23 protein-coding genes are annotated in these 23,877 nt (G+C 68.8%); 20 read left to right on the forward strand and 3 right to left on the reverse strand.

The annotated features are described in order from the left end of the window. Positions 1 to 222: 222 nt before the first annotated feature. The gene (gene rpsD / locus CIK77_RS01425) at positions 223 to 852 is read left to right on the forward strand and encodes a 30S ribosomal protein S4 (RefSeq protein ID WP_087055474.1); all 630 of its coding nucleotides are present in this window, start codon (positions 223 to 225) and stop codon (positions 850 to 852) included. Between the two features lie 264 nt (positions 853 to 1,116). Then, the gene (locus CIK77_RS01430; RefSeq protein WP_140403547.1) at positions 1,117 to 2,064 is read left to right on the forward strand and encodes a hypothetical protein; all 948 of its coding nucleotides are present in this window, start codon (positions 1,117 to 1,119) and stop codon (positions 2,062 to 2,064) included. 278 nt (positions 2,065 to 2,342) lie between these two features. Here the strand turns inward: CIK77_RS01430 and CIK77_RS01435 are convergent, their stop codons facing one another. The 3 genes from CIK77_RS01435 to CIK77_RS01445 are packed head-to-tail and all read right to left on the reverse strand — an operon-like array spanning position 2,343 to position 4,292. Next, positions 2,343 to 2,981, reverse strand: a complete 639-nt coding sequence (locus tag CIK77_RS01435; protein WP_087055472.1) for a DUF4166 domain-containing protein — start codon at positions 2,979 to 2,981, stop codon at positions 2,343 to 2,345. After that, positions 2,978 to 3,676 (reverse strand): DUF4166 domain-containing protein, encoded by a 699-nt coding sequence (locus CIK77_RS01440; protein WP_087055471.1) that lies wholly within the window; start codon positions 3,674 to 3,676, stop codon positions 2,978 to 2,980. The genes CIK77_RS01435 and CIK77_RS01440 overlap by 4 nt, the downstream gene beginning before the upstream one ends. Then, on the reverse strand, positions 3,669 to 4,292 hold the full coding sequence (locus tag CIK77_RS01445) for an SRPBCC family protein (RefSeq protein WP_249268632.1): 624 nt from the start codon (positions 4,290 to 4,292) through the stop codon (positions 3,669 to 3,671). Before CIK77_RS01445 ends, CIK77_RS01440 begins: the two co-directional genes overlap by 8 nt. A 57-nt stretch (positions 4,293 to 4,349) precedes the next feature. Between CIK77_RS01445 and CIK77_RS17550 the strand changes: the two genes are divergently transcribed. The 18 genes from CIK77_RS17550 (at position 4,350) to gmk (ending at position 23,865) form a co-directional block, all read left to right on the forward strand. Then, positions 4,350 to 4,526: a hypothetical protein gene (locus tag CIK77_RS17550; RefSeq protein WP_170934175.1), complete on the forward strand. Its 177-nt coding sequence runs from the start codon at positions 4,350 to 4,352 to the stop codon at positions 4,524 to 4,526. Between the two features lie 74 nt (positions 4,527 to 4,600). Beyond that, positions 4,601 to 7,261 carry an alanine--tRNA ligase gene (alaS, locus tag CIK77_RS01450; RefSeq protein WP_087055469.1) on the forward strand — a complete coding sequence of 887 codons (2,661 nt, stop codon included), beginning with the start codon at positions 4,601 to 4,603 and terminating at the stop codon, positions 7,259 to 7,261. A gap of 2 nt (positions 7,262 to 7,263) precedes the next feature. Next, a complete protein-coding gene (gene ruvX / locus CIK77_RS01455; RefSeq protein WP_087055468.1) occupies positions 7,264 to 7,728 on the forward strand; it encodes a Holliday junction resolvase RuvX in 465 nt (154 codons plus the stop codon). Between the two features lie 5 nt (positions 7,729 to 7,733). Next, positions 7,734 to 9,218: an endolytic transglycosylase MltG gene (gene mltG, locus CIK77_RS01460; RefSeq protein WP_087055467.1), complete on the forward strand. Its 1,485-nt coding sequence runs from the start codon at positions 7,734 to 7,736 to the stop codon at positions 9,216 to 9,218. A gap of 12 nt (positions 9,219 to 9,230) precedes the next feature. After that, positions 9,231 to 10,112 carry a shikimate dehydrogenase family protein gene (locus CIK77_RS01465; RefSeq protein WP_087055466.1) on the forward strand — a complete coding sequence of 294 codons (882 nt, stop codon included), beginning with the start codon at positions 9,231 to 9,233 and terminating at the stop codon, positions 10,110 to 10,112. 59 nt (positions 10,113 to 10,171) lie between these two features. Further along, positions 10,172 to 11,386: a chorismate synthase gene (aroC, locus tag CIK77_RS01470; RefSeq protein WP_087055465.1), complete on the forward strand. Its 1,215-nt coding sequence runs from the start codon at positions 10,172 to 10,174 to the stop codon at positions 11,384 to 11,386. Then, a complete protein-coding gene (locus tag CIK77_RS01475) occupies positions 11,383 to 11,955 on the forward strand; it encodes a shikimate kinase (protein ID WP_087055464.1) in 573 nt (190 codons plus the stop codon). The genes aroC and CIK77_RS01475 overlap by 4 nt, the downstream gene beginning before the upstream one ends. Continuing rightward, entirely contained in the window at positions 11,952 to 13,064 is a 1,113-nt protein-coding gene (aroB, locus tag CIK77_RS01480) for a 3-dehydroquinate synthase (protein ID WP_087055463.1), read from the forward strand. The genes CIK77_RS01475 and aroB overlap by 4 nt, the downstream gene beginning before the upstream one ends. Before the next feature lie 167 nt (positions 13,065 to 13,231). Further along, entirely contained in the window at positions 13,232 to 13,795 is a 564-nt protein-coding gene (efp, locus tag CIK77_RS01485) for an elongation factor P (RefSeq protein ID WP_087055462.1), read from the forward strand. 3 nt (positions 13,796 to 13,798) lie between these two features. Further along, positions 13,799 to 14,209, forward strand: a complete 411-nt coding sequence (gene nusB / locus CIK77_RS01490) for a transcription antitermination factor NusB (protein ID WP_087055461.1) — start codon at positions 13,799 to 13,801, stop codon at positions 14,207 to 14,209. Between the two features lie 173 nt (positions 14,210 to 14,382). Beyond that, positions 14,383 to 14,922 (forward strand): bifunctional pyr operon transcriptional regulator/uracil phosphoribosyltransferase PyrR, encoded by a 540-nt coding sequence (gene pyrR, locus CIK77_RS01495; RefSeq protein WP_087055460.1) that lies wholly within the window; start codon positions 14,383 to 14,385, stop codon positions 14,920 to 14,922. After that, complete coding sequence (locus CIK77_RS01500) at positions 14,919 to 15,893, forward strand: aspartate carbamoyltransferase catalytic subunit (RefSeq protein ID WP_087055459.1); 975 nt, start codon at positions 14,919 to 14,921, stop codon at positions 15,891 to 15,893. Before pyrR ends, CIK77_RS01500 begins: the two co-directional genes overlap by 4 nt. After that, complete coding sequence (locus CIK77_RS01505; protein ID WP_087055458.1) at positions 15,890 to 17,194, forward strand: dihydroorotase; 1,305 nt, start codon at positions 15,890 to 15,892, stop codon at positions 17,192 to 17,194. The genes CIK77_RS01500 and CIK77_RS01505 overlap by 4 nt, the downstream gene beginning before the upstream one ends. Next, the gene (locus CIK77_RS01510) at positions 17,194 to 17,697 is read left to right on the forward strand and encodes a PH-like domain-containing protein (protein WP_087055457.1); all 504 of its coding nucleotides are present in this window, start codon (positions 17,194 to 17,196) and stop codon (positions 17,695 to 17,697) included. The genes CIK77_RS01505 and CIK77_RS01510 overlap by 1 nt, the downstream gene beginning before the upstream one ends. After that, the gene (gene carA, locus CIK77_RS01515; RefSeq protein WP_087055456.1) at positions 17,694 to 18,857 is read left to right on the forward strand and encodes a glutamine-hydrolyzing carbamoyl-phosphate synthase small subunit; all 1,164 of its coding nucleotides are present in this window, start codon (positions 17,694 to 17,696) and stop codon (positions 18,855 to 18,857) included. Before CIK77_RS01510 ends, carA begins: the two co-directional genes overlap by 4 nt. Beyond that, positions 18,850 to 22,131: a carbamoyl-phosphate synthase large subunit gene (gene carB / locus CIK77_RS01520; RefSeq protein WP_087055455.1), complete on the forward strand. Its 3,282-nt coding sequence runs from the start codon at positions 18,850 to 18,852 to the stop codon at positions 22,129 to 22,131. Before carA ends, carB begins: the two co-directional genes overlap by 8 nt. Further along, a complete protein-coding gene (gene pyrF / locus CIK77_RS01525; protein ID WP_087055454.1) occupies positions 22,128 to 22,967 on the forward strand; it encodes an orotidine-5'-phosphate decarboxylase in 840 nt (279 codons plus the stop codon). The genes carB and pyrF overlap by 4 nt, the downstream gene beginning before the upstream one ends. Then, positions 22,957 to 23,865 carry a guanylate kinase gene (gene gmk / locus CIK77_RS01530; RefSeq protein WP_087055453.1) on the forward strand — a complete coding sequence of 303 codons (909 nt, stop codon included), beginning with the start codon at positions 22,957 to 22,959 and terminating at the stop codon, positions 23,863 to 23,865. The genes pyrF and gmk overlap by 11 nt, the downstream gene beginning before the upstream one ends. The last annotated feature ends 12 nt before the right edge of the window (positions 23,866 to 23,877 follow it).

A 23,877-nucleotide genomic window follows, 5' to 3' on the forward strand; every position in this document is an offset into this window, starting at 1 on the left:
GAGCGCGCCGATCCGACGGCAGCATCCGGCGCCGGAGCGGCACTCGCGCGCGGTGATCTTGGTGCACGGCGGCCGTGCGCCTGTCTGGTAAGCTTGATCGGCTCGAACTTCGGGCACACCCCGCTGCATGATCCAGACGGCAGTCCGGCGTACGCCGTCATCCGGAGAAGCGGGGATGTACGTCCGTAGGCACGCGAAAGTCGCGGCCACGTGAAAGGAATCATGACTACGAAGTCCCAGGACCGCCGCAAGGTCCGCCTCTCCCGCGCGCTCGGCGTGGCGCTCACGCCCAAGGCCGCTCGCTACATGGAGAAGCGCCCCTACGGCCCCGGCCCCCACGGCCGGACCAAGCGCAAGTCCGACAGCGACTATGCGGTTCGTCTCAAGGAGAAGCAGCGTCTGCGCGAGCAGTACGGCATCCGCGAGAAGCAGCTCCGCATCGCCTTCAACGAGGCGCGCCGCACCGACGGCCTGACCGGTGAGAACCTCGTCGAGCTGCTCGAGATGCGTCTCGACGCGATCGTGCTGCGTTCGGGCTTCGCCCGCACGACCTCGCAGGCACGCCAGTTCGTCGTGCACCGCCACATCCTCGTTGACGGCAAGATCGTCGACCGCCCGTCGTTCCGCGTGAAGCCGGGCCAGACGATCCACGTCAAGGAGCGCAGCGAGGGCACCGAGCCGTTCCAGGTCGCAGCAGCCGGCGGCCACGCCGAGGTGCTGCCCCCGGTTCCCGGCTACCTCGAGGTCGAGCTCGACAAGCTCCAGACCAAGCTGGTGCGCCGCCCGAAGCGCGCCGAGGTGCCCGTCACGTGTGACGTGCAGCTCGTCGTCGAGTACTACGCAGCTCGCTAGAGCCGCCGCAAAGGGCGCCGGGGGTTACACCCCGGCGCCCTTTTTGCGCGTCCTGTGCTCGGCGGCCCCAGCTCCGGTGTGCGGAACTGCGCTTCTGCGGCAGATTTGGCGCAATGTGCCACACCTGAGGGCGCTCCAGCGCGCGGGTGGAGCAACTCGGCACACCGGAAGCTGTGGGCGGCCGGTTGTGAATAACTGCGAGAGTGGCGAAATCGGGTTGTGGATTCTGGCGGATCCGGTTGATGACGGTGTCAGCGTGGGGGCATGCCACGACTCGTACACATCCCGCGGGATCTCGGAGCCTGCTTCTCCGTCGAACAGGCCCGGCACGCCGGGGTGCGGTTCGGTCGCCTGCGAAGCCCCGACCTGGAGCGGCCGTTCCGCGGCGTGCGACGGTTCACCGACCCCGACGTCTCGGTTGAGGGTGAGTCACGAAGGGCTCAACTGCTCCGCGCCGCGCACGCTTACCGAGCCCGAATGCGTCCGAGCGAGTTCTTCAGCCACGAGACGGCGGCCGCGATCTGGGGCGCGCCCCTGCCGGTCGGCCGGACGCCCCACGGAGTGGACGTCGCCGTCTGCGGTGAGCAGCACGTACCCCGTGCTGTCGGGGTGCGCGGTCACCGCGTTCCCTCCGCGGCCGCCTCGATCACGGAGGTGGAGGGGCTGAGAGTTGCCTCCCCGGCCTCGACCTGGGCGATGCTCGGCGCGTGGAGCGTGACGGACCTCGTAGCTCTGGGCGACTATTTCTGCCGAGTGTGGCGTGTGGGACACGGCCGACCCGATCCGGGCCGTCCGCCGCTGACCACCGTGGAGAGCCTCGGAGAAGCGCTGAAGGCGAGTCGCCGCATCGGCGCCGCACGGCTCAGAGAGGCCCTGGGACTCATCCGGTGTGACGCATGGTCGCCGCGCGAGACCGCCTGCCGCCTCCGTCTCGTCGCGCACGGGCTGCCGGAGCCCGAGCTGAACATGGACGTGTTCGACCGGTTCCAGTTCCTCGGCTGCGTCGACTTGGCGTATCCGCAGCACAAGCTGGGCATCGAGTACCACGGCGCACTCCATCACGCGACGTACGCCGAAGATGTCGAGCGCATCGCGCGATTCCGAGCAGACGACTGGACGATGCTCGAGGTCACGAACATCCTCTTCCGCGACGGCGACCGGCTGGAGCGACGAGCCGAGGCAGCGTTGCGCTCCCGCGGCTGGCGCCCCTGACCGCCGACCAGCCCTCCGGTGTGACGCCGTTGCGCACTCCGGTGTGGCAGATTGCGGTTCCGCTGAAATCTTGATGCAGTTCGGCATACCGGAGGTGAGCGGGGTGCGGCGGTGGTGCAGTTTGGGGAACCGGAAGCGAGATGGGGCTGGCGGTGGTGCTGCTCGACACGCTGGAGGCGGCCGGGGCTGCTCAGGTGTGGCGGATTGTGGTTCCGCCGAAGTTTTGGTGCAGTTCGGCACACCGGAGGCGACCTGGGGTGCGGCGGGCGGGGGAGCGGTCAGGGGTGACGGATGCGCCAACGGAAGCTGCCGCGGTACGTCAGCACGGTGCCGAGAAGCGGGTTCCTGGCCAGCGCACGGACGGTCTGGCATCCGGTGTCGTCGTCGAAGCCGTCTTCGACCTGCACGCTCACGGAGAAGACGCCGGGCAGCGGGATGCGCAGGCGCCCGAGTCTCAGCACGGCGCGTTCCGACCGCAGACGAAGGTGCCCCTCGGGCGTCGCCTCGCACCGCAGGGTCAGCTCCACGCGCTGCGCTGCGCCGAGCCGGTTCACCAGTGTGCCCGACTGCTCTCCGACGCGGAGCACGTCGACGAACGTCTCCGTCCGTCGCGCGAAGCGGAACGTGCGCGTCGCACGAAGTTCGGCTGCACCGTCGGGCGCCTGCTCGAGCCGATTCTCCACGTGGAACGGCACGTCGGCGCCGTAGGACGTGATCATCAGGCGGGGTCCCACGAACGGCCGCGCGAGCAGGCCGAAGCGGCCCCAGCGGCTTCCCGCGACCGAGAACACGCCGTCGCAGACTGCGATGCCGTCACCTGGACCTTCCGCGTACTGAGCGACTTCAGGACGGAGCGCATCGGCCGTCGGCCCGAGCGCGGCGAGCAGCACGGAAGGGCGATCGGGTGCGGAGGTCATTCGCGAGTCTCCTCTCGATACGGCTTGAGCGACGGCGGCATGGCAGCGGCATCCGGGAACTCGCACGAAAACTCGCCGCGATATCCGAACAGCACGCCGACGAACCGATTGCGGACCTCGAGGTCGATCACGTAGCGGCCTCGCTGCTCGTCGTAGTGCTCGGTGAGGTGTGCGCGTGCGCTGAACAGCATCGGGAACCGGAACGCGATCGGTCCCTCGTAGAAGCGCTGCTCACCCGAAACGAGGCGCAGTCCGCCGGATTCGGTGACAGACAGGTCGAGATCGACGGCGAGGTGCTGGTGGGTGCCGAGGTAGTCCACGACGCAACCGCGTTCCGCGCTGTAGACCATGGTGGCATCGAACCGGCGCCGTCGTCCCGGGCGCACCTGCATCGTGCGCACGAAGGTGACCGTCTCCCTGCCGCGGTCGTCGGCGTACGGGAAGTTGTCGATGCGGAACGGCACGTCCGTGCCCGCTTCCGGGAACATGATGTTGCGCGTCGCCCCGAAGAGCAGGAAAGGACGCACCCACCACGGGCCGCGCCGGACTTCGTGCATGACGCCCGTTCCGACGCAGCCGTAGCCCGCCGCCGTGCCGACGCCGAAGCGCCGCTGCATCATCGGGTGCAACCGTGAGAAGTCCTTGCCCATCCCTCGTGCGAAGACGCTGACGGGGGCGGAAGTGCGCTCAGTCATGGTCCCGGATCCTTGACAGCGAGTCAGGGGCAGCGGCCATGACATCGCGACCGTTGTGCGCGGACGGCCGCGACAGGCAGCTGCGCGCCCTGGCACGCGGCCCGCGGAGCCACCCCCGCCACCAGGTCACCCGTTCCGGCTCGATCCCGGATTCGGCCCAGAGGCGCAGGCGGTCGAAACTCCACGCGGTCAACCACCAGACGACGTGTCGGATGAGGACCCGATCGAGCAGCCGCCCGAAGGCTCCGAACCACGGTTGGTAGTCATACCCCGTGATGAATCGGACGCCCTCCGGATGGGGGACATAGCGCCAATAGCCGCGACCGCGTCGCAACGGCGACAGACGATCATCAGCGTCGAACACGAGCGCCGACGTGCGCGGCCCGCCTGCGGCACGCTTCTCACTGAGGGAGACTCCGGTGCCGCGGATCGTGCGGACGCCGAGCGCCAACTCGTAGCGGAACGTGCGCGCACCGTCGTCGCGAACGCCCGTGGGCCGGATCGCCGAGAACCTGGCGTCCCAGCGCGGGTGCAGGTCGACATCCTGTGTCAGCTCCCAGACGCGATCCAGGGGGGCCCGGATCAGGATCTCCACGTACAGCGCCCGAGTCGTCACACTCCGCACACTATCGGTCGGTACGATGGACTCAACGACACCTTTGGGAAGGGCGACATGAAAAGCTTGCTGTGGTTCCTGCTCGGCATCATCGGCGGATTCGTCGCCGCCCATTTCATGAACAAGGATCCGCGAGGGCATGAGCTGCTCGGCAGGGTCGACGCGCGAGTGACGGAGTTCACCGACCGGCTCAGCGAGGCGTACTACGCCGAGCAGGGTCAGCGCAACGCCTGAACCCCGCGATCCACCACACGGCCGCGTCGCGCGGCGCGGCTCCGCTCCCATCAGCAAGGACACGACACGCACCTATGAAGACCGCCGACATCGCGCAGCTCTACCTCGACTACTTCGAGAAGAACGACCATCAGATCGTTCCGTCGGCGTCGCTGGTCAGCGATGACCCCACTCTGATGTTCACCGTCGCAGGCATGGTGCCGTTCATCCCGTACCTGACCGGTGTGGTTCCCGCCTCGCACTCGCGCATCGCCGACGTGCAGAAGTGCATCCGCACGAACGACATCGAAGAGGTCGGCAAGACCGCCAGGCACGGCACGTTCTTCCAGATGCTGGGCAACTGGTCCTTCGGGGACTACTTCAAGCGCGGCGCCATCGAGTACGCATGGGAGCTGCTGACCAAGAGCGATTCGGACGGCGGACTCGGTTTCGACGAGAAGGACCTCTGGGTCACGATCTACGAGACGGACGACGAGGCGCACGACATCTGGCGCAACGTCATCGGGCTCGATGAGAAGCGCATTCAGCGACTCGGCCGCGCGGACAACTACTGGCACACCGGCCAACCAGGGCCGGGCGGCCCCGATTCCGAGATCTTCTTCGACCGTGGGCCGAAGTACGGTCGCGACGGCGGACCGGCAGTCGACGACAGCCGGTTCATCGAGATCTGGAACCTCGTGTTCATGCAGGACCGGCTCGAGAACGTGCGCAGCAAGACGGAGTTCGACATCGTCGGCGGTCTGCCGCAGAAGAACATCGACACCGGCATGGGCCTCGAGCGCGTCGCGTTCCTGAAGCAGGGCGTCGAGAACATGTACGAGAGCGACCAGGTTCGTCCTGTGCTCGACCGTGCCAGCGAGCTGAGCGGCAGACGCTACGGCGCCGCGCACGAGGACGATGTGCGCTTCCGCGTGATCGCCGATCACGTGCGCTCTTCGCTGATGCTGCTCTCCGACGGCGTCACTCCCGCGAACGAGGGGCGCGGCTACATCCTGCGCCGTCTCATGCGCCGCACAGTGCGTTCGATGCGCCTGCTCGGCGTGGAGGAGGCGACCTTCCCCGAGCTGTTCGCTACATCCCGCGATGCGATGAAGCAGACCTATCCGGAGCTCGACACCGACTGGGACAGGATCTCCGCCTATGCGTTCGCGGAGGAGGAGACGTTCCTGCGCACTCTCAGCGCCGGATCGACCATCCTCGACACGGCGGTCGAGAAGGCCGCCACCGCGGGCAGGAAGGGCCTCGCCGGCGACCAGGCGTTCCTGCTGCACGACACGTACGGGTTCCCGATCGACCTCACGGTGGAGATCGCGGAGGAAGCGGGCCTGTCCGTCGACCGCGAAGCGTTCGATGGCCTGATGCAGGCACAGAGGCAGCGTGCGAAGGAGGATGCCCGTTCGCGCAAGCGCGCCATTGCGGACGTCGGCGTGTACAGCCAGTTCCGGGCCGAAGGCGAGACTGTCTTCACGGGCTACGACGATCTCGAGACTTCCACGAGCGTGCTCGGCATCATCGTCGACGGTTCCCCCGTCCGGTCGGCGACGACGGGCCAGACCGCCGAGGTCATCCTTCCGGAGACAGCGCTCTACGCTGAGTCCGGCGGTCAGGTCGCCGACAAGGGCACGATCGTCGGCCCCGGCTACGAACTCGAAGTGCTCGACGTGCAGCGCCCCGTGTCGGGGCTCGTCAGCCACACGGTGCTCGTCACGAGCGGCGAGGTCGGCGTCGACCAGCCGGCCACGACCGTCGTCGATGCCGCCAACCGCCGTGCGGCCGAGCGAGCGCACTCCGCAACGCACCTCGTGCATGCCGCCCTGCGCGACACGCTCGGCAAGGGTGCGACGCAGGCAGGGTCGCTCAACCGTGCGGGCTACCTGCGCTTCGACTTCTCCTGGGGTCAGGCGCTCTCCGATGCGACGAAGAGCGAGATCGAGGAGATCGCGAACAACGCGGTCGGTTCGAACCTCGAGGTCTCCACCAGGGTGATGTCGCTCGATGATGCGAAGTCGGCCGGCGCCACGGCACTGTTCGGTGAGAAGTACGGTGAGAAGGTCCGAATGGTCGACATCGGCGGGCCGTGGTCGCGCGAGCTCTGCGGCGGCACGCACGTGTCGTCCAGCGCGGAGGTCGGACTGATCTCGCTGACCAGCGAGTCATCCGTCGGTGCGGCCAACCGTCGCGTCGAGGCGCTCGTCGGACAGGACGCCTTCCGCGAACTCACCCGTGAGCGCGCCCTCGTCACCGAACTGAGCAGCTCGCTGAAGACGCCTCGGGACAAGCTCGCCGAGCGCGTCTCAGAGCTCGCGGCGAATCTGAAGGCCGCTGAGAAGAGGATCGCGCAGTTCGAGCAGCAGGCACTGCAGCAGCGCGTTCCCGAACTTGCCGGCAGGGCCGCGGCAGCCGGACGCGTCGCCCTCGTCGCGGAGTCGATCGGCGCCGTCTCCTCGGGCGACGACGTGCGCAGCCTCGTCACACAGGTGCGCGAGCGACTCGGCTCCGAGCCTGCGGTGGTCGCACTCGCCGGTGAGGCGAAAGGTCGGCCCGTCGTCGTGGTCGCCACGAATGAGGGGGCTCGTGACATCGGTGCCAGGGCCGGCGATCTGGCCAAGGCCGCAAGCTCCGTGCTCGGAGGCGGCGGCGGAGGCAAGCCCGATCTCGCTCAGGGCGGCGGCACAGACGCGGCGGCGATCCCTGCCGCGCTCGAGGCCGTGCGTCGGTCGGCGGAGGCGCTGTAGACGTGACGGAATTCCGGCGCGGTGTGCGCATCGGCATCGATCCGGGCAGAGCCCGTGTCGGTGTAGCTCGAGTCGACCCGGATGGCATGCTCGCCGTGCCTGTGGAGACCGTGCCGCGCGACGAGCGAGCCATCATCCGTGTCCTCGAGATCGCAGCCGAGTACGAGCCGATCGAGTTCGTGGTGGGGCTGCCGCTCAACCTCCGCGGCGACGACACCGCGTCCACGCAGGACGCCCGTGACTTCGCCGCGGAGTTGGCCTCGCGCGCAGCGGTGCCGGTTCGCCTCGTCGACGAGCGCTTGTCGACCGTCACGGCCCATCAGGCGCTGCGGCAATCCGGGCGAAGCCAGAAGGGGTCTCGTAAGGTAGTGGATCAGGTGGCCGCGGTCGTGCTCCTGCAGCACGCGGTCGACAGCGAGAAGAGCACCGGCGCCCCCGCCGGCGAGCCCGTTTCCCTCCCGGAGTGACGCAGATGACCGACGACCCGCAGTCCGACGAGCCAGGCCAGCCCTTGTCGCGCCGCGAGGCGCGTGAGCGCGCACGGGCGCAGAAGGCCGATGAGCCGGTGGCAGAGGTGCCGGATGATGGTGAGGCGCAGTCCCCGGCCGACGAGGACGCGGCGCCGGATGCAGGCGGCATCGACATCGGAGCTGCCGCCAGGCACGAAGACACCGACGAGCCAGCCGAAGCTTCGGCAGCCTCCGCTGGCGCAGTCGGAGGTGCGGAGCAGGTCGCACCTGAGGACGCGGAGAGCGAGTCCGCCGCCACCCGCAGAACTCGCAGCGACGTGGCGGCCGGCCCCGCGCGGACCATGCCTGAGGGCAGCTCGATCGAGGCGCTGCTGCACAGCGAACCGGAGGAGCGTCCGCGCAAGAGGGGCAAGGGCTGCCTGATCGCCGCGATCATCGTGCTCGTACTCGTGGGCGGGCTCGCCGCAGGCGGCGTCTGGGCATGGAACACCTACGGCGAGCGGATCCAGGAGGTGCTCGGCCTGGACGGCCCACACGACTACGAAGAGGGCGAGGCATCCGGCGAGGTGTTCATCACCGTCGACCAGGGAGACACCGGCGAAGCCATCTCCCCGAAGCTGTTCGACGCGGGCGTCACACTCGAGTCCGATTCCTTCACCCGCTACCTGCGCGAGAACGGGCTGAATCCGAAGCTGTACCCCGGCGTGTACCAGCTGCAGCAGAAGATGACCAGCGCCGCGGTCGTCGACGCGCTGGAGGACCCTGAGAACCGTCAGGAGAACACGGTGCAGCTGCCGGAGGGGCTCACGGTGGAGGCGTCCATCACCCGTATCTCGGAGAGCATCGAGGTGTCGGCCTCCGACCTCGAGGAGGCGACGGCCGACCCGTCGCAGTACGGCGTCGATTCCGACAGCCTCGAGGGCTGGCTCTTCCCCGCGACCTACACCTTCGATCCGGATGCGTCGGCGCAGGACGTCGTGCAGCGGCTCGTCGACCGCACCCGCGAATCGCTCGACTCGGCGGGCGTGCCCGACGAGGACGTGCACGAGGTGCTCACGATTGCCGCGATCATCCAGCGCGAGGCGCGCTTCGAGGACGACTTCTACAAGGTCTCGCGCGTGATCCACAACCGGCTCGACTCCGACACATGGGGTGACACCAACGGCCTCCTGCAGATGGACTCCACCGTGCAGTACGGCTACGGCGAGGCGCACGCCGGCTCCGCTTCCACCTCGGCCGAGGCGCGCAACGACGACAACCCGTGGAACACGTACGAGCATGTCGGTCTGCCTGCCGGCCCGATCTCGAACCCCGGGGATCTCGCGATCGACGCGGCCATGCACCCTGTCAACGGGCCGTGGCTGTACTTCGTGAGCGTGAACCTGAACACCGGCGAGACGAAGTTCGCCACCAGCTTCGCCGAACACGAGCAGAATGTCTCAGAGTGGGTGCAGTGGTGCTCGGAGAACCCCGACGCCGGATGCTGAGGAGCGAGCAGAATGCAGGACGCGCTTCGGAGTGAGTCGCACGTGAACCCGCCGATCGACGGAGGTCGTCGTCTCGAGGTGTGGGGCGATCCGATCGACCACAGCCGCTCACCGCACCTGCACGGCGCGGCGCACCGAGCACTCGGACTCGACTGGTCCTTCGACCGGCGCCGCGTCGATCGTGCCGGTCTCGACGCGGCCCTGGCCTCATTGAACGGGGAGTGGCGCGGGCTCGCACTCACGATGCCGCTCAAGGAGGGCGCCTTCGCCGCCGCTCGCACCCGCGACAGGCACGCGGAGCTGACCGGAGCGGTGAACACGCTGCTGTTCGCCGGTGACGGGAGCGCAACCCGACCGCGCGGGTTCAACACAGACGTCGGCGGCATCGTGCGTGCAATGGACGAGGCGGGCCTCGACGGTGCCGAGCGCGTCAGGATCCTCGGAGCGGGTGCCACGGCCGGATCGGCACTCGTGGCGGCGGCGGAGTCAGGCGCACGCCGGGTGCAGGTGGTCGCACGCCGTGCCGAGCGCGCGGCGGCGCTCGTCGAGCTGGGGGAGCGGGCGGGAGTCCGCGTCGACGCCGCGGCATTCGACGCGGTCACCGGTGCCGCCGATGTCACGATCGCGACGCTCCCCGGCGGGGCGGACCTGCCAGCAGAGCACCTCGTCCGCCTTGCCGGCACGGGCGGCACGCTGTTCGACGTAGCCTACGACCCTTGGCCGTCCGCGCTCGCGCGCCGCTGGGAGGCAGACGTCGTCCCCGGGCTCGGCATGCTGCTGCACCAGGCCGTGCTGCAGGTGCGCATCTTCGTGTCGGGGGAGCGCGGCGAGCCGCTCCAGGGTGAGGATGCCGTGCTCGAGGCGATGCGCAAGGCACTCAGCGGTCCGCGCTGACCACGAGCCCGCCGCGGTCGTGGCGCAGCGTGCCTCGAACGCATGGGAAGATGGAGCCTATGCTCCGTGTCATGACGGCCGGCGAATCGCACGGCCCCGAACTCATCGCCGTTATGGAGGGTCTGCCCGCTGGCGTCCCGCTCCTCGCTGAGCAGATCCAACAGGATCTGCAGCGCCGCAAGCTGGGCTACGGCCGCGGCTCCCGGATGAAGTTCGAGCAGGACGAGCTGACGCTCTCCTCGGGCGTCAGGCACGGTTACACGATGGGCAGCCCGATCGCCCTGCGCATCGGCAACACCGAGTGGCCGAAGTGGACCGAGGTGATGAGCGCTGCTCCCGTGGAGCTCACCGAGAAGTCCCGCGGCCGCGGTGCTCCGCTCACGCGCCCGCGCCCGGGACATGCCGACTTCGTCGGCATGCAGAAGTACGGCTTCGACGAGGCCCGCCCGATTCTCGAGCGCGCCAGCGCCCGTGAGACGGCCGCCCGCGTCGCCCTCGGGGCGATCGCCCGTTCGTTCCTGGGCGAACTGGGCATCCGGCTCGTCAGCCATACGCTCTCCATCGGTCCGGTGCGGGTGCCTGACGGCTCTGCGCTGCCGCATCCGGATGACGTCGCCGCCCTCGACGCCGATCCGCTGCGGTGCTTCGACGCCGCAACGAGCGAGCGGATGGTGGCCGAAGTCGACGACGCACGCAAGGCCGGCGACACGCTCGGCGGCGTCGTCGAGGTGCTGGCGTACGGGCTCCCGCCAGGGCTCGGCTCCCACGTGCAGTGGGACCGTCGGCTCGACGGCAAACTCGCCCAGGCGCTGATGAGCATCCAAGCGATGAAGGGCGTCGAAGTCGGCGACGGCTTCGACACCTCGCGCCGTCGCGGTTCGGCCGCGCACGACGAGCTGTTCGCGACCGAAGCGGGTGTCGGACGCGGGTCGGGCCGGGCCGGCGGCACCGAGGGCGGGATGTCCACGGGCACCGCGCTGCGCGTGCGTGCGGCCATGAAGCCGATCGCGACCGTGCCGCGCGCACTGCGCACAGTCGACGTCGCCACGGGCGAGGGATCCACGGCGCACCACCAGCGCTCCGATGTGTGCGCCGTGCCGGCCTCGGGCGTGGTCGCCGAGGCGATGGTCGCCATCGTGCTCGCCGAGACCGTCATCGAGAAGTTCGGCGGTGACTCTCTGGCCGAGACGCGCCGCAATCTCGAGGGCTACCTCGCCGCGATCCCCGACGAGCTGCGCACGACGGACGACGACGCCGTCGCGCCCGACGCATGACGGACGACGCACCGACCGCCGTACCCGGCCCGTTCGAGCAAGGTGCGCCCGTGCGTCCGCTGCTCGTGCTGGTCGGTCCGATGGGCGCGGGGAAGTCGGCGATCGGCCGCAAGACGGCGAAGGCGCTCGGCGTGCCATTCAGGGACACCGATTCCATCGTCGTCCAGCACCACGGTCCGATCGCAGACATCTTCGTCGAGCAGGGGGAGACGACGTTCCGCGCGTACGAGCACGAAGCGGTTCTCGCCTCGCTCTCGCAGGACGGCGTCGTCGCGCTCGGCGGCGGCTCACTGACTCACGACGGCACGCGAGAAGCACTGGCCGGCCACCGTGTCGTGCTGCTGACCGTCTCGGACACGGCCATCGCCGGGCGTCTGCGCGGTCAGAAGCGACCGCTGCTCAACCGCAGCGACAGCGACCCGCTCGCCGAGTGGATCCGAATCAGGGACGAGCGCATGCCGACGTACCGCGCGGTCTCCACGCTGGAGATCGACACATCGACAGGTCCGATCCAGAACGTCGTCGATCGCATCGTCGACTGGGTCAGAGAGCAGGAGGAATCCGAATGAGCGATGTCACCGAGATCCGCGTGAGCGGCGCGACGGGCTACGGCATCCGGATCGGCCGCGGGCTCGTCGCCGAACTGGGCGAGACGCTGCCGGAGATCGCCAAGAAGGTGCTCGTCGTGCACCCTCCGACGCTGCAGAAGGAGGCGGAGGCCCTGCGGGAGAGCCTCCTGGGCGAGCGCGAGGTGCTGCTGGCGGAGATTCCGGATGCCGAGCAGGGCAAGCGCATCGAGGTCGCCTCGTTCTGCTGGCAGATCATGGGGCAGGCCGACTTCACCCGCACAGACGCAGTGATCGGGTTCGGCGGCGGCGCGGTGACCGACCTCGCCGGGTTCGTGGCGGCCAGCTGGCTGCGCGGTGTGAAGGTCGTGCAGGTTCCCACCACGGTTCTCGGCATGGTCGATGCGGCCGTCGGCGGGAAGACGGGCGTCAACACAGCCGAGGGCAAGAACCTCGTCGGCGCATTCTGGGCGCCGCACGCCGTATTGTGCGACCTGGACCTGCTCGCGAGTCTTCCTCGCAATGAGGCCGTCGCGGGCTACGCCGAGGTGGTCAAGGCGGGATTCATCCGCTATCCGGAGATCCTCGACATCATCGAGGCCGACCCCGAGCGGGCGACGGACGTCGGAAGCGAGGAGTTCCGCCGCACGATCGAACTGGCCATCCGGATGAAGGCCGACATCGTCGGCGAGGACTTCCGTGAGTCCGGTGTGCGCGAGCACCTGAACTACGGGCACACACTCGGCCACGCGATCGAACATGCCGAGCGCTACCAGTGGCGCCACGGCGCAGCGGTCTCGATCGGCATGATGTTCGCCGCTGAGCTGTCCCGGCTGGCCGGGCGGCTCTCGGACGCGGCGGTGGACAGGCACCGAGCCGTCCTCGAGTCGCTGGGGCTGCCGACGACGTACCGGATCGGCGCGTGGAAGCAGCTGCTGGCGACGATGCAGCGGGACAAGAAGGCCCGCGCGGGGATGCTCCGGTTCATCGTGCTCGACGACATCGCCAAACCCACCGTGCTGCAGGCGCCGGACGAGTCCCTCCTCTACGCCGCCTACCTCGAGGTGGCAGAAGACTCTCAGCCCCCCACCCGCACCACCGTCGCCCTCTGACGCGCCGACTCTTCATTTCTGGCACATCTCCGGATGGGTGGCCCAGCAGATTCGTGCCAGAAATGAAGAGACGCGCGGGGCGGGGGAGCACATCCGGCTACCCGTACAATGGGTTCTCGGGCCGCGCGCCCTGGCAACTTGACACGACACGAAACGGAATCTCCTTCATGGCATCCACCGCAGACATCCGCAATGGGGTCGTTCTTTCGATCGACGGCCAGCTCTGGAGCATCGTGGAGTTCCAGCACGTGAAGCCGGGCAAGGGCGGTGCCTTCGTCCGCACGAAGATGAAGAACGTCGTCTCGGGCAAGATCATCGACAAGACCTTCAACGCCGGTGCCAAGGTCGACGTGCAGAACGTCGACCGCAGCGACTACCAGTACCTGTACAACGACGGCGACACGTTCTTCTTCATGGACCAGCGCGACTACGACCAGATCAACGTGCCGGCGGCGGTCGTCGGCGACTCCTCGCGCTTCATGCTCGAGAACATGATCGTCACCATCGCGATGCACGACGGCCAGCCGCTGTACATCGAGCTGCCGCCGTCGATCGTGCTCCAGATCACCTACACCGAGCCGGGCCTGCAGGGCGACCGTTCGAACGCGGGCACCAAGCCGGCCACGGTGGAGACGGGCGCGGAGATCCAGGTGCCGCTGTTCCTGAACGAGGGCACCAAGGTCAAGGTCGACACCCGCACGGGCGACTACCTCGGCCGCGTGAACGACTGACCCTTGAGCGCACGCACCAAGGCGCGCAAGCGCGCCCTCGACATTCTGTTCTCCGCCGACGTCCGCGGAGACACGCTGCCGCAGGCACTCGCAACCGCGGCCAAGCGCGCCGCGAGCGAGCCCGAGCGTCAGGCCTCATGGCTGTACGCCCGTGAGATCGTCGACGGCGTCATCGATAACGGCGACGAGCTCGACGAGCAGATCGAGACGCACAGCCGCGAATGGCGACTGGACCGGATGCCCACCGTCGACCGTGCTCTGCTGCGCATCGGGGCATGGGAGATCCTCTACAACGACGAGGTCGACGCCGCCGTGGCGATCAACGAGGCCGTGGAGCTCGCCAAGGAGCTCTCCACCGACGAGTCCAGCGGCTTCGTTCACGGCGTCCTCGCCCGCATCGAAAAGGCGAACTGACACCGAACCCTGCTGCCGAAATGCGCACTTCTCGTCGAGTTGCGCCGCTTTGGACGCCACTTTGTCGAAAAAGTGCGCATCTCGCGAGCCCGGCACAGCGAGTCAGGCGACAGGCTAGACTGAGCGCACCGAACCTTTAAGACCGTCCAGTGAGGCGGAGAAGGGAGTGGCGGATGAGCACGCGAGCTGTGCTTCAGGAAGCCGATATCAGTCGGGCGATGACCCGGATCGCCCACGAGATCCTCGAGGCCAATCGCGGCGCGGAGGGGCTCGTCCTGCTGGGCATCCCCACCAGAGGCGTGAATCTCGCCGAGCGACTGGCCGCTCTGATCGAACGCTTCGCTGGCGTCGCCGTCCCCACGGGCGCTCTGGACGTGACGATGTACCGCGACGATCTCTCGCGACACCCCACCCGCGCTCCGCGGCCGACGCAGATCCCCCGCACCGGCATCGATGGCCGCGTCGTGGTGCTCGTCGACGATGTGCTCTTCTCCGGTCGCAGCATCTCAGCGGCGCTCGACGCGCTCAAGGACATCGGCCGACCCGCCGCCGTGCGCCTCGCGATCCTGGTCGACCGCGGCCATCGCGAGCTCCCCATTCGGCCGGACTTCATCGGCAAGAACCTCCCGTCAGCACGCGCCGAGCGCGTGAACGTCCGCCTCGCCGAGGTCGACGGCGTCGACGACGTCACGATCGAGGAAGGCACGGAATGAGGCACCTGCTCGACACGCGCACGCTCTCGCGTGAGGAGGCCATCCGGATCCTCGATGTCGCAGAGGACATGGCGGACACGCAGAGCCGCGAGGTGAAGAAGCTTCCGACGCTGCGCGGGAAGACCGTGGTGAACCTCTTCTTCGAGGACTCCACGCGCACGCGCATCTCCTTCGAGGCCGCCGCCAAGCGGCTCTCTGCCGATGTGATCAACTTCTCGGCCAAGGGCTCCAGCGTCTCCAAGGGCGAGAGCCTGCAGGACACGGCCCAGACGCTGCAGGCGATGGCCGCCGACGCGGTGGTGATCCGCCACGGGGCGTCGGGCGCGCCTCACACCCTGGCGACCAGCGGCTGGATCTCGGCCGGCGTCGTCAACGCGGGCGACGGCACGCACGAGCATCCGACCCAGGCACTGCTCGACGCCTTCACGATGCGCAGGCGCCTGCACGGTGCGGCGAGCCGCGGTCGCGACCTCGACGGTGTACGGGTCGCGATCATCGGCGACGTTCTGCACTCCAGGGTCGCCCGCTCGAACGTGTGGCTGCTGGCGACGCTCGGCGCGCAGGTCACGCTGGTGGCACCGCCGACGCTGCTCCCACAGGATCTCTCCGCATGGCCGGTCGACGTCAGCTACGACCTGGACGACACCCTCGCAGCGGGCCAGGACGCCGTGATGGTGCTGCGCATCCAGCTCGAGCGGATGAACGCCTCGTTCTTCCCCTCGGAGCGCGAGTACTCGCGCCGCTGGGGCCTCGGCCGCGAACGGTTCGCGCGTCTGAGCGGCGGTACGATTGTGATGCATCCCGGCCCGATGAACCGTGGCCTCGAGATATCCCCTGCTGCTGCTGATTCCGGCCGCTCCACGGTGCTCGAACAGGTCACGAACGGAGTGTCGGTCAGGATGGCCGCGCTCTACCTGCTCCTGTCGGGGGAACGCGGGACGGACCAGACGACGAATGAGGAGGGACGATGAGCGAGACTCTTCTCATCACCGGCGCCGCGATCGAAGGATCGGACAGGGCGGATATCGTCGTCGACGACGGACGCATCGTCGAGATCGGCACAGGCCTGAGCCGCGCAGGAGCGACCAGGATCGACGCGGACGGCCTGATCGCACTGCCGGGGCTCGTCGACCTGCACGTTCACCTGCGCGAACCGGGCTTCGAAGCCAGCGAGACGATCCTCACGGGCACGCGTGCCGCGGCGGCAGGCGGGTTCTCCGCCGTGTTCGCGATGCCGAACACCATGCCCGTGGCCGACAACGCCGGTGTCGTCGAACAGGAGCTGGCGCTGGGTGAAGCGGCCGGCTACGCGACCGTGCAGCCGATCGGCGCCGTGACGGTCGGCCAGAAGGGCGAGCGACTCGCCGAGCTGGGCGCCATGGCGTCATCGCGAGCGAACGTGCGCGTGTTCAGCGATGACGGCTCGTGCGTGGCGGACCCGCTGCTGATGCGCCGTGCGCTCGAGTACGTGAAGGGGTTCGGCGGTCTGATCGCCCAGCACGCGCAGGACCCTCGGCTCACCGAGGGCGCCCAGATGAACGAGGGCGTCGTCTCGGCTGAGCTGGGGCTGGCCGGATGGCCCGCCGTCGCCGAGGAATCGATCATCGCGCGCGACGTGCTGCTCGCACAGCACGTCGGCTCGCGACTGCACGTGTGCCATCTCTCCACGGCCGGCTCAGTCGATATCATCCGGTGGGCGAAGGCCCGCGGCATCGACGTCACGGCCGAGGTCACGCCGCACCACCTGCTCTACAGCGACGAGAAGGTGCGCGGCTACGACGCCCGCTACAAGGTGAACCCACCGCTGCGTCGTGCCGAAGACGTCGAGGCCGTGCGTGCGGGTCTCGCCGACGGCACCATCGACATCGTCGCCACAGACCACGCCCCGCACCCCGAGGAATCGAAGGCGTGCGAATGGCACGCAGCCGCCCACGGCATGGTCGGCCTCGAGAGCGCGCTGCGCGTCGTGCACAAGACCATGGTCGACACAGGCCTGCTCGACTGGGCCGACGTCGCGCGCGTGATGTCGAAGACGCCGGCCGGGATCGGTCAGCTTCCAGGCCACGGCGAGGACATCGCCGAGGGGTCGGGCGCGGAGCTGACGCTGTACGACCCGAACGTGAAGGGCGTGTTCACCGCGGCCGACCTGCGCGGCCGCAGTGAGAACTCGCCGTACCTCGGCGACGAGCTGCCTGGCAGGACAACGTGGACGATCCACCGCGGCCGTGTCACGCTCGCAGACGGCGAGATCGTCGAGCAGGAGAACGCCTGATGCTGGCGTACCTGCCTGGCATCGCGTTCTTCGCGGGCGTGATCGCCCTGGTGCTGGTGCTGATGTGGTGGGGATGGCGCAGACGACGACGGGTCTCCGCTGAGATCCAGGTGCCGCTGGGCCAGGTGCGGGGCGAGACCACCGCTGTCTTCGACGGACTGTATGTGGCGACGACCCGTCACGATGCGCCGCTCGACCGGCTCGCGCTGCCCCACTTGGCGTTCCGTTCCCGCGTCACGGTCACCGTGACGACATCCGGTGTCGCGCTCGACATGCCAGGCACCCCCTCCCTCTTCCTCGACGCTGGCCGCATCGAAGGTGCGGGCAGGGCGACATGGACCATCGACCGCGTCGTGGAGCGCGACGGGCTCGTGCTCGTCGCGTGGCGAAGCGACGACGACACCATCTGCGACAGTTACATCCGCCTACAGAGTCACTCGCCGGACGCCCTCGTCCGCGCGATCGACGATCTGTCGGCACAACACACAGGAGCCGAGCAGTGACCTCTACTCTTCTTGACCGCGACCGTGCGGTGCTCGTGCTGGAGGACGGCAGCCGCTACGACGGCTACGCCTACGGCGCACGCGGCACCACGGTCGGCGAGGTCGTCTTCACCACAGGGATGACCGGCTACCAGGAGACCCTCACAGACCCGTCGTACGCCGGTCAGATCGTGCTGCAGACCGCACCGCACATCGGCAACACGGGGGTCAACAGCGAAGACGCGGAATCCCGCCGCGTGTGGGTCGCCGGCTACATCGTGCGCGACCCCTCGCGCGTCGTGTCGAACTGGCGCGCTGAGGAATCGCTCGAAACCGCACTGGAGCGCGACGGCATCGTCGGCATCAGCGGCATCGACACGCGTGCGGTCACCAGGCACATCCGGTCCGACGGCTCGATGCGCGGCGCCGTGTTCTCGGGCGAGGCGGCCGACCTCACCGCCGATGAGCAGCTGCGCTCCGTCACAGCCGCTCCCGAGATGACGGGGCAGAACCTCTCCGCCCAGGTCTCGGTCGACGCCGTGCAGGTGACGCAGGCCGTGGGCGAGAGGATCGGAAATCTCGCCGTGATCGACCTCGGCATCAAGCAGGCGACGGTGGACAACCTCGCCAGCCGCGGCTTCGAGGTGCACGTGATGCCGCAGCACGTCACCTTCGACGAGATCCGTGCGATCGACCCCGTCGCGCTGTTCTTCTCGAACGGTCCTGGCGACCCCGCGGCCAGCGACGCCCATGTCGAGCTGCTGCAGTCCGCCCTGCGCGACGGACTGCCGTACTTCGGCATCTGCTTCGGCAACCAGCTGTTCGGGCGCGCGCTCGGCCTCGGCACCTACAAGCTGCCGTTCGGGCATCGCGGCATCAATCAGCCGGTGCGCGACAAATCGACCGGACGCGTGGAGATCACGGCGCAGAACCACGGCTTCGCGGTCGAGGCTCCGATCGAGGGCGTCTTCGACAGTCCCGCCGGGTTCGGCCGCATCGAAGTCAGCCACATCGGCCTCAACGACAACGTCGTGGAGGGCGTGCGCGCCCTCGACATCCCCGCCTTCTCCGTGCAGTACCACCCGGAGGCCGCCGGCGGGCCGAACGACGCCAACTACCTGTTCGACCGGTTCCAGGCCATGGTCCTGGACCACCTCGGCAAGAAGGGCCCCCATGCCTAAGCGCGACGACATCCAGTCCGTCCTCGTGATCGGATCCGGGCCGATCGTGATCGGTCAGGCGTGCGAGTTCGACTATTCGGGAACCCAGGCCTGCCGTGTGCTCCGCGAAGAGGGCGTGCGCGTCATCCTCGTCAACTCGAACCCGGCGACGATCATGACCGATCCCGACTTCGCTGACGCGACGTACGTCGAGCCGATCAGCCCCGACGTGATCGAGACGATCATCGCCAAGGAGAAGCCGGATGCGATCCTGCCGACCCTGGGCGGCCAGACGGCGCTGAACGCGGCGATGGCCCTGCACGAGCAGGGCATCCTCGACAAGTACGACGTCGAGCTGATCGGCGCGAACGTCGACGCGATCCGGAAGGGCGAGGACCGCCAGGTCTTCAAGGAGCTCGTCGTCGAGGCGGGCGCCGAGGTGGCGCGCAGCCGCATCGCGCACACGATGGACGAGGTGCTCGATGCGGCCGCTGATCTCGGCTACCCGCTGGTCGTGCGGCCGTCGTTCACCATGGGCGGCCTCGGTTCCGGGTTCGCGCACGACGAGGAAGAGCTGCGCCGGATGGCGGGCGACGGTCTGCGTGAGTCGACCACGACCGAGGTGCTCCTGGAGGAGTCGATCCTCGGGTGGAAGGAGTACGAGCTCGAGCTGATGCGCGACACCGCCGACAACACGGTGGTCGTGTGTTCGATCGAGAACGTCGACCCTGTCGGTGTGCACACGGGCGACTCGATCACGGTCGCACCGTCGCTCACGCTCACCGACCGCGAGTACCAGAAGCTGCGCGACATCGGCATCGACATCATCCGAGCAGTCGGCGTCGACACCGGCGGCTGCAACATCCAGTTCGCGATCGACCCGGCGACGGGCCGCATCATCGTCATCGAGATGAACCCGCGCGTGTCGCGCTCCTCCGCACTCGCGTCGAAGGCCACAGGCTTCCCGATCGCGAAGCTCGCGGCCAAGCTCGCGCTGGGCTACCGCCTCGACGAGGTTCCGAATGACATCACCGGCGTCACGCCCGCGTCGTTCGAGCCGGCACTCGACTACGTCGTGGTGAAGGTGCCGCGGTTCGCGTTCGAGAAGTTCCCGGCCGCCGATCCGACCCTGACGACCACCATGAAGTCGGTGGGCGAGGCGATGGCGATCGGCCGCAACTACGCCACCGCGCTGCAGAAGGCGCTGCGCTCTGTCGAGAAGCGCGGATCCTCGTTCCACTGGGGAGAGCAGTCCGCAGCGGTCGACGAGCTGCTCGAATCGATGCGGACGCCGACCGACGGCCGCATCGTGCAGGTGCAGCAGGCGCTGCGCCTGGGGGCGACGGCGGACCAGGTGTTCGACGCGACCAAGATCGATCCGTGGTTCATCGACCAGATCGTGCTCATCAACGAGGTCGCCGACGCCGTGTCGGGGGCGGACGAGCTCGATGAGCGCGCCCTGCGCCTGGCGAAGGAGCACGGATTCAGCGACGTGCAGATCGCGCAGCTGCGCGGTCTCACGGAGGTCGAGGTGCGCGATTCGCGCCACGCGCTGAGCCTGCGCCCGGTCTACAAGACGGTCGACACCTGCGCGGGGGAGTTCCCCGCGCTCACGCCGTACCACTACTCGTCGTACGACTTCGAGACGGAGATCACCCCGAGCGACCGCAAGAAGGTCGTCATCATCGGCTCGGGGCCGAACCGCATCGGACAGGGCGTCGAGTTCGACTACTCCTGCGTGCAGGCGTCCTTCGCGCTCAGCGGTGCCGGGTACGAGACCGTGATGGTCAACTGCAACCCGGAGACGGTCTCGACTGACTACGACACCTCGGATCGGCTGTACTTCGAGCCGCTCACGCTCGAGGACGTGCTCGAGGTGCTGCACGCCGAGAGCCGGTCGGGTGAGATCTACGGTGTGGTCTGTCAGCTCGGCGGACAGACCCCGCTTGCCCTGGCGAAGGGGATCGAAGATGCCGGCTACCGGATCCTCGGCACCAGCCCCGCGGCGATCGACATGGCGGAGGACCGTCAGCTGTTCGGCGAGATCCTCGAGCGCGGCGGCCTCGTCGCCCCCCACAGCGGCACGGCCGTGGACGAGGAGCACGCGGTCGAGATCGCGGAGCGGATCGGCTTTCCGGTGCTCGTGCGCCCGTCGTTCGTGCTCGGCGGTCGCGGTATGGAGATCGTCTACGACACGCCCAGCCTGCGCGACTACTTCGTCCGCATCGCCGAGAGCGCGATCATCGGAGAGGATGCGCCGCTGCTGGTCGACCGCTTCCTCGACGACGCGGTGGAGATCGACGTGGACGCCCTGTTCGACGGAGAGGAGCTCTATGTCGGCGGCGTGATGGAGCACCTCGAGGAGGCGGGAATCCACTCGGGAGACTCGAGCTGCGCTCTGCCGCCGATGTCGCTCGGGCGCAACGAGATCGCCCGCGTGCGCGAAGCGACGCGCGCCATCGCGGAAGGCGTCGGCGTGCGCGGCCTGCTGAATGTGCAGTTCGCGATCAGCGCCGGCGTTCTCTACGTGATCGAGGCGAACCCGCGCGCCAGCCGCACAGTGCCGTTCGTGTCGAAGGCGCTCGGCATCCCGCTCGCCCAGGCGGCGAGCCGGATCATGGCGGGCGAGAAGATCGACGCGCTGCGCGAAGAGGGATTGCTGCCTGTAGCCGACGGCACGGTGGTGCCGCCTGGCACACCGGTGTCGGTGAAGGAAGCGGTGCTGCCGTTCAAGCGCTTCAGGACCGCGACCGGGCAGATCGTCGATTCGGTGCTCGGACCCGAGATGCGCTCCACCGGCGAGGTGATGGGCATCGACAAGACGTTCCCCATCGCGTTCGCCAAGAGCCAGGTCGCCTCCTACGGCGGCGTGCCGAACTCGGGCACCGTGTTCATCTCGGTCGCCGACAGCGACAAGCGCGACGTGCTGCTGCCGGCGCACCGCCTGCACCAGCTCGGGTTCACACTGCTCGCGACGGAGGGCACTGCGGAGATCCTCACGCGCAACGGCATTCCGACGGAGGTCGTGGCGAAGTACAGCGACTCCGACGCCAGCGAGAACATCGTCGATCTGATCAACGACGGCCGCGTCGACATCGTCGTGAACACTCCGAGCGGGATGTCGGCGCGTGCCGACGGCTACGAGATCCGCGCGGCAGCCGTCGCCGCCGACAAGGCGCTGTTCACCACGATCGTCACGCTGGGCGCCGCGGTGAGCGCGATGGACGCCGTCGACGGCGGCTTCGAGGTGACGAGCCTGCAGGAGTACGAGATCGCACGGAAGGCGCTGGTGTGACGGTGACCTTCGGTTCCCGGCTCCGGCGTGCACTCGACGCGTTCGGGCCGCTCTGCGTCGGGGTCGACCCGCACGCGGAGCTGCTCGACGCGTGGGGGCTCGAGCAGACGCCGGATGGGCTGAAGCGGTTCGGTCTGCGCGTGGTAGAGGCCTCAGCCGGCCGGGTGGCCGCGATCAAGCCTCAGGTGGCGTTCTTCGAGCGCTTCGGCAGCGCCGGCTTCGCCGCGCTCGAAGCCGTGCTCGCCGCCGGACGCGACGCAGGACTGATCGTCGTAGCCGACGCCAAGCGCGGCGACATCGGCAGCACCATGGCCGGCTACGCGAGCGCCTGGCTGGAGCCGGGATCTCCGCTCGAGGCGGACGCCGTGACGCTGTCGCCGTATCTCGGAGCGGGGTCGTTGACGGCGTCGATCGAAACGACGCTGCGGGCAGATAAGGGCGTGTTCGTCCTCGGCGCGACCAGCAACCCCGAGGCCGCCGCACTGCAGCGGGCAATCGGCGACGGCGGCGAGACCGTGGCGCGCCGCGTTGCGCTCGACGTCTCCGCCGCGGGCGGGGGAGCGCCGCTGGGGTCGGCCGGGCTCGTGGTCGGCGCGACGATCGATCGAACGGCTTCCGGCCTCACCGACGACGTGCTGGCGGGGATGCCCATCCTCGCGCCGGGCTTCGGCGCACAGGGAGCCGGCCCGGATGATCTCCTGCCGCGCTTCGGCGCCTTGGCCGGCAACGTGCTGGCCTCGGAGAGCAGGAGCCTGCTGCGGACAGGCCCCGACGCCATCGTCGAGACCATCGCCGCGCGCGCGGCAGAGTACCGGGAGGCGCGAGATGCCCGCTGACAGCGTCAGACCGCCCGAGGTCGACCGCACGGCCGCGTCCCGCCGCGCGATCGAAGCGCGCAGGGCGAGGGCGTCGCTCAAGCGGGACATCGGAACCCGCGTGCTGGCGCCCCAGGAGGTGCTCCGACGCGCGGAGTCTGACACGCGTTCCCCCGCCGGTACGCTGCGCGTGACGGACTTCCTGCTCGCCCTGCCCGCGATCGGCCGCGGCAAGCGCGACCGCGTGCTCGCCGAGGTCGGCATCGCACCCGTGAAGCGCCTCGGCGGACTGGGGCCGCGCCAGCGCGACCGACTCTGCGGCTGGCTCGACACGCGCTTCCCCGAACCGGAGCCCCGCCCCGGTCGCAGCCGGCTGCTCGTCCTCGCCGGCCCGACGGCCGTCGGGAAGGGGACCGTCGCCATGCGGATCAGAGACACCCATCCCGAGATCCATCTCTCGGTCTCGGCGACGACGCGTCAGCCCCGGCCCGGCGAGGTCGACGGCACGCACTACTACTTCGTCGACGACGCGGAGTTCGACCGGATGATCGCGAACGACGAACTCCTCGAATACGCGACCGTGCACAACACGCATCGCTACGGCACGCCGCGCGGTCCGGTCGACGAGGCGCTGCGCGCCGGCAGGACGGTGCTGCTGGAGATCGATCTGCAGGGTGCGCGGCAGGTGCGCTCCGCCGAGCCGTCGGCGACGCTGGTGTTCCTGCTGCCGCCGAGCTGGGACGAACTGGTCACCAGACTGGTCGGACGGGGCACCGAAGACGACGAGGAACGCGCGCGCAGACTGCGCACGGCACGGGTCGAACTGGCCGCGCAGCGGGAGTTCGATTTCTTCGTGGTGAACGACGACGTCGCCGAAGCGGCGGAACAGGTCGTAGAATTGGCAGATGTGCCCGCATAACGGGCACGACGA

Source organism: Microbacterium sp. JB110, assembly GCF_003335195.1.
In the GTDB taxonomy this organism is placed as follows: domain Bacteria; phylum Actinomycetota; class Actinomycetes; order Actinomycetales; family Microbacteriaceae; genus Microbacterium.

Bases quoted from the DNA above. Each gene is read 5' to 3' on its own strand.
- CIK77_RS01430 (WP_140403547.1), top strand. From the start codon at position 1,117: ATGCCACGACTCGTACACATCCCGCGGGATCTCGGAGCCTGCTTCTCC.
- aroB (WP_087055463.1), top strand. From the start codon at position 11,952: ATGAGCGATGTCACCGAGATCCGCGTGAGCGGCGCGACGGGCTACGGC.
- carB (WP_087055455.1), top strand. From the start codon at position 18,850: ATGCCTAAGCGCGACGACATCCAGTCCGTCCTCGTGATCGGATCCGGG.
- CIK77_RS01465 (WP_087055466.1), top strand. From the start codon at position 9,231: ATGCAGGACGCGCTTCGGAGTGAGTCGCACGTGAACCCGCCGATCGAC.
- alaS (WP_087055469.1), top strand. From the start codon at position 4,601: ATGAAGACCGCCGACATCGCGCAGCTCTACCTCGACTACTTCGAGAAG.
- CIK77_RS01505 (WP_087055458.1), top strand. From the start codon at position 15,890: ATGAGCGAGACTCTTCTCATCACCGGCGCCGCGATCGAAGGATCGGAC.
- CIK77_RS01440 (WP_087055471.1), bottom strand. From the start codon at position 3,676: ATGACTGAGCGCACTTCCGCCCCCGTCAGCGTCTTCGCACGAGGGATG.
- mltG (WP_087055467.1), top strand. From the start codon at position 7,734: ATGACCGACGACCCGCAGTCCGACGAGCCAGGCCAGCCCTTGTCGCGC.
- efp (WP_087055462.1), top strand. From the start codon at position 13,232: ATGGCATCCACCGCAGACATCCGCAATGGGGTCGTTCTTTCGATCGAC.
- CIK77_RS17550 (WP_170934175.1), top strand. From the start codon at position 4,350: ATGAAAAGCTTGCTGTGGTTCCTGCTCGGCATCATCGGCGGATTCGTC.
- rpsD (WP_087055474.1), top strand. From the start codon at position 223: ATGACTACGAAGTCCCAGGACCGCCGCAAGGTCCGCCTCTCCCGCGCG.
- CIK77_RS01475 (WP_087055464.1), top strand. From the start codon at position 11,383: ATGACGGACGACGCACCGACCGCCGTACCCGGCCCGTTCGAGCAAGGT.
- CIK77_RS01510 (WP_087055457.1), top strand. From the start codon at position 17,194: ATGCTGGCGTACCTGCCTGGCATCGCGTTCTTCGCGGGCGTGATCGCC.
- pyrR (WP_087055460.1), top strand. From the start codon at position 14,383: ATGAGCACGCGAGCTGTGCTTCAGGAAGCCGATATCAGTCGGGCGATG.
- CIK77_RS01500 (WP_087055459.1), top strand. From the start codon at position 14,919: ATGAGGCACCTGCTCGACACGCGCACGCTCTCGCGTGAGGAGGCCATC.
- aroC (WP_087055465.1), top strand. From the start codon at position 10,172: ATGCTCCGTGTCATGACGGCCGGCGAATCGCACGGCCCCGAACTCATC.
- CIK77_RS01435 (WP_087055472.1), bottom strand. From the start codon at position 2,981: ATGACCTCCGCACCCGATCGCCCTTCCGTGCTGCTCGCCGCGCTCGGG.
- gmk (WP_087055453.1), top strand. From the start codon at position 22,957: ATGCCCGCTGACAGCGTCAGACCGCCCGAGGTCGACCGCACGGCCGCG.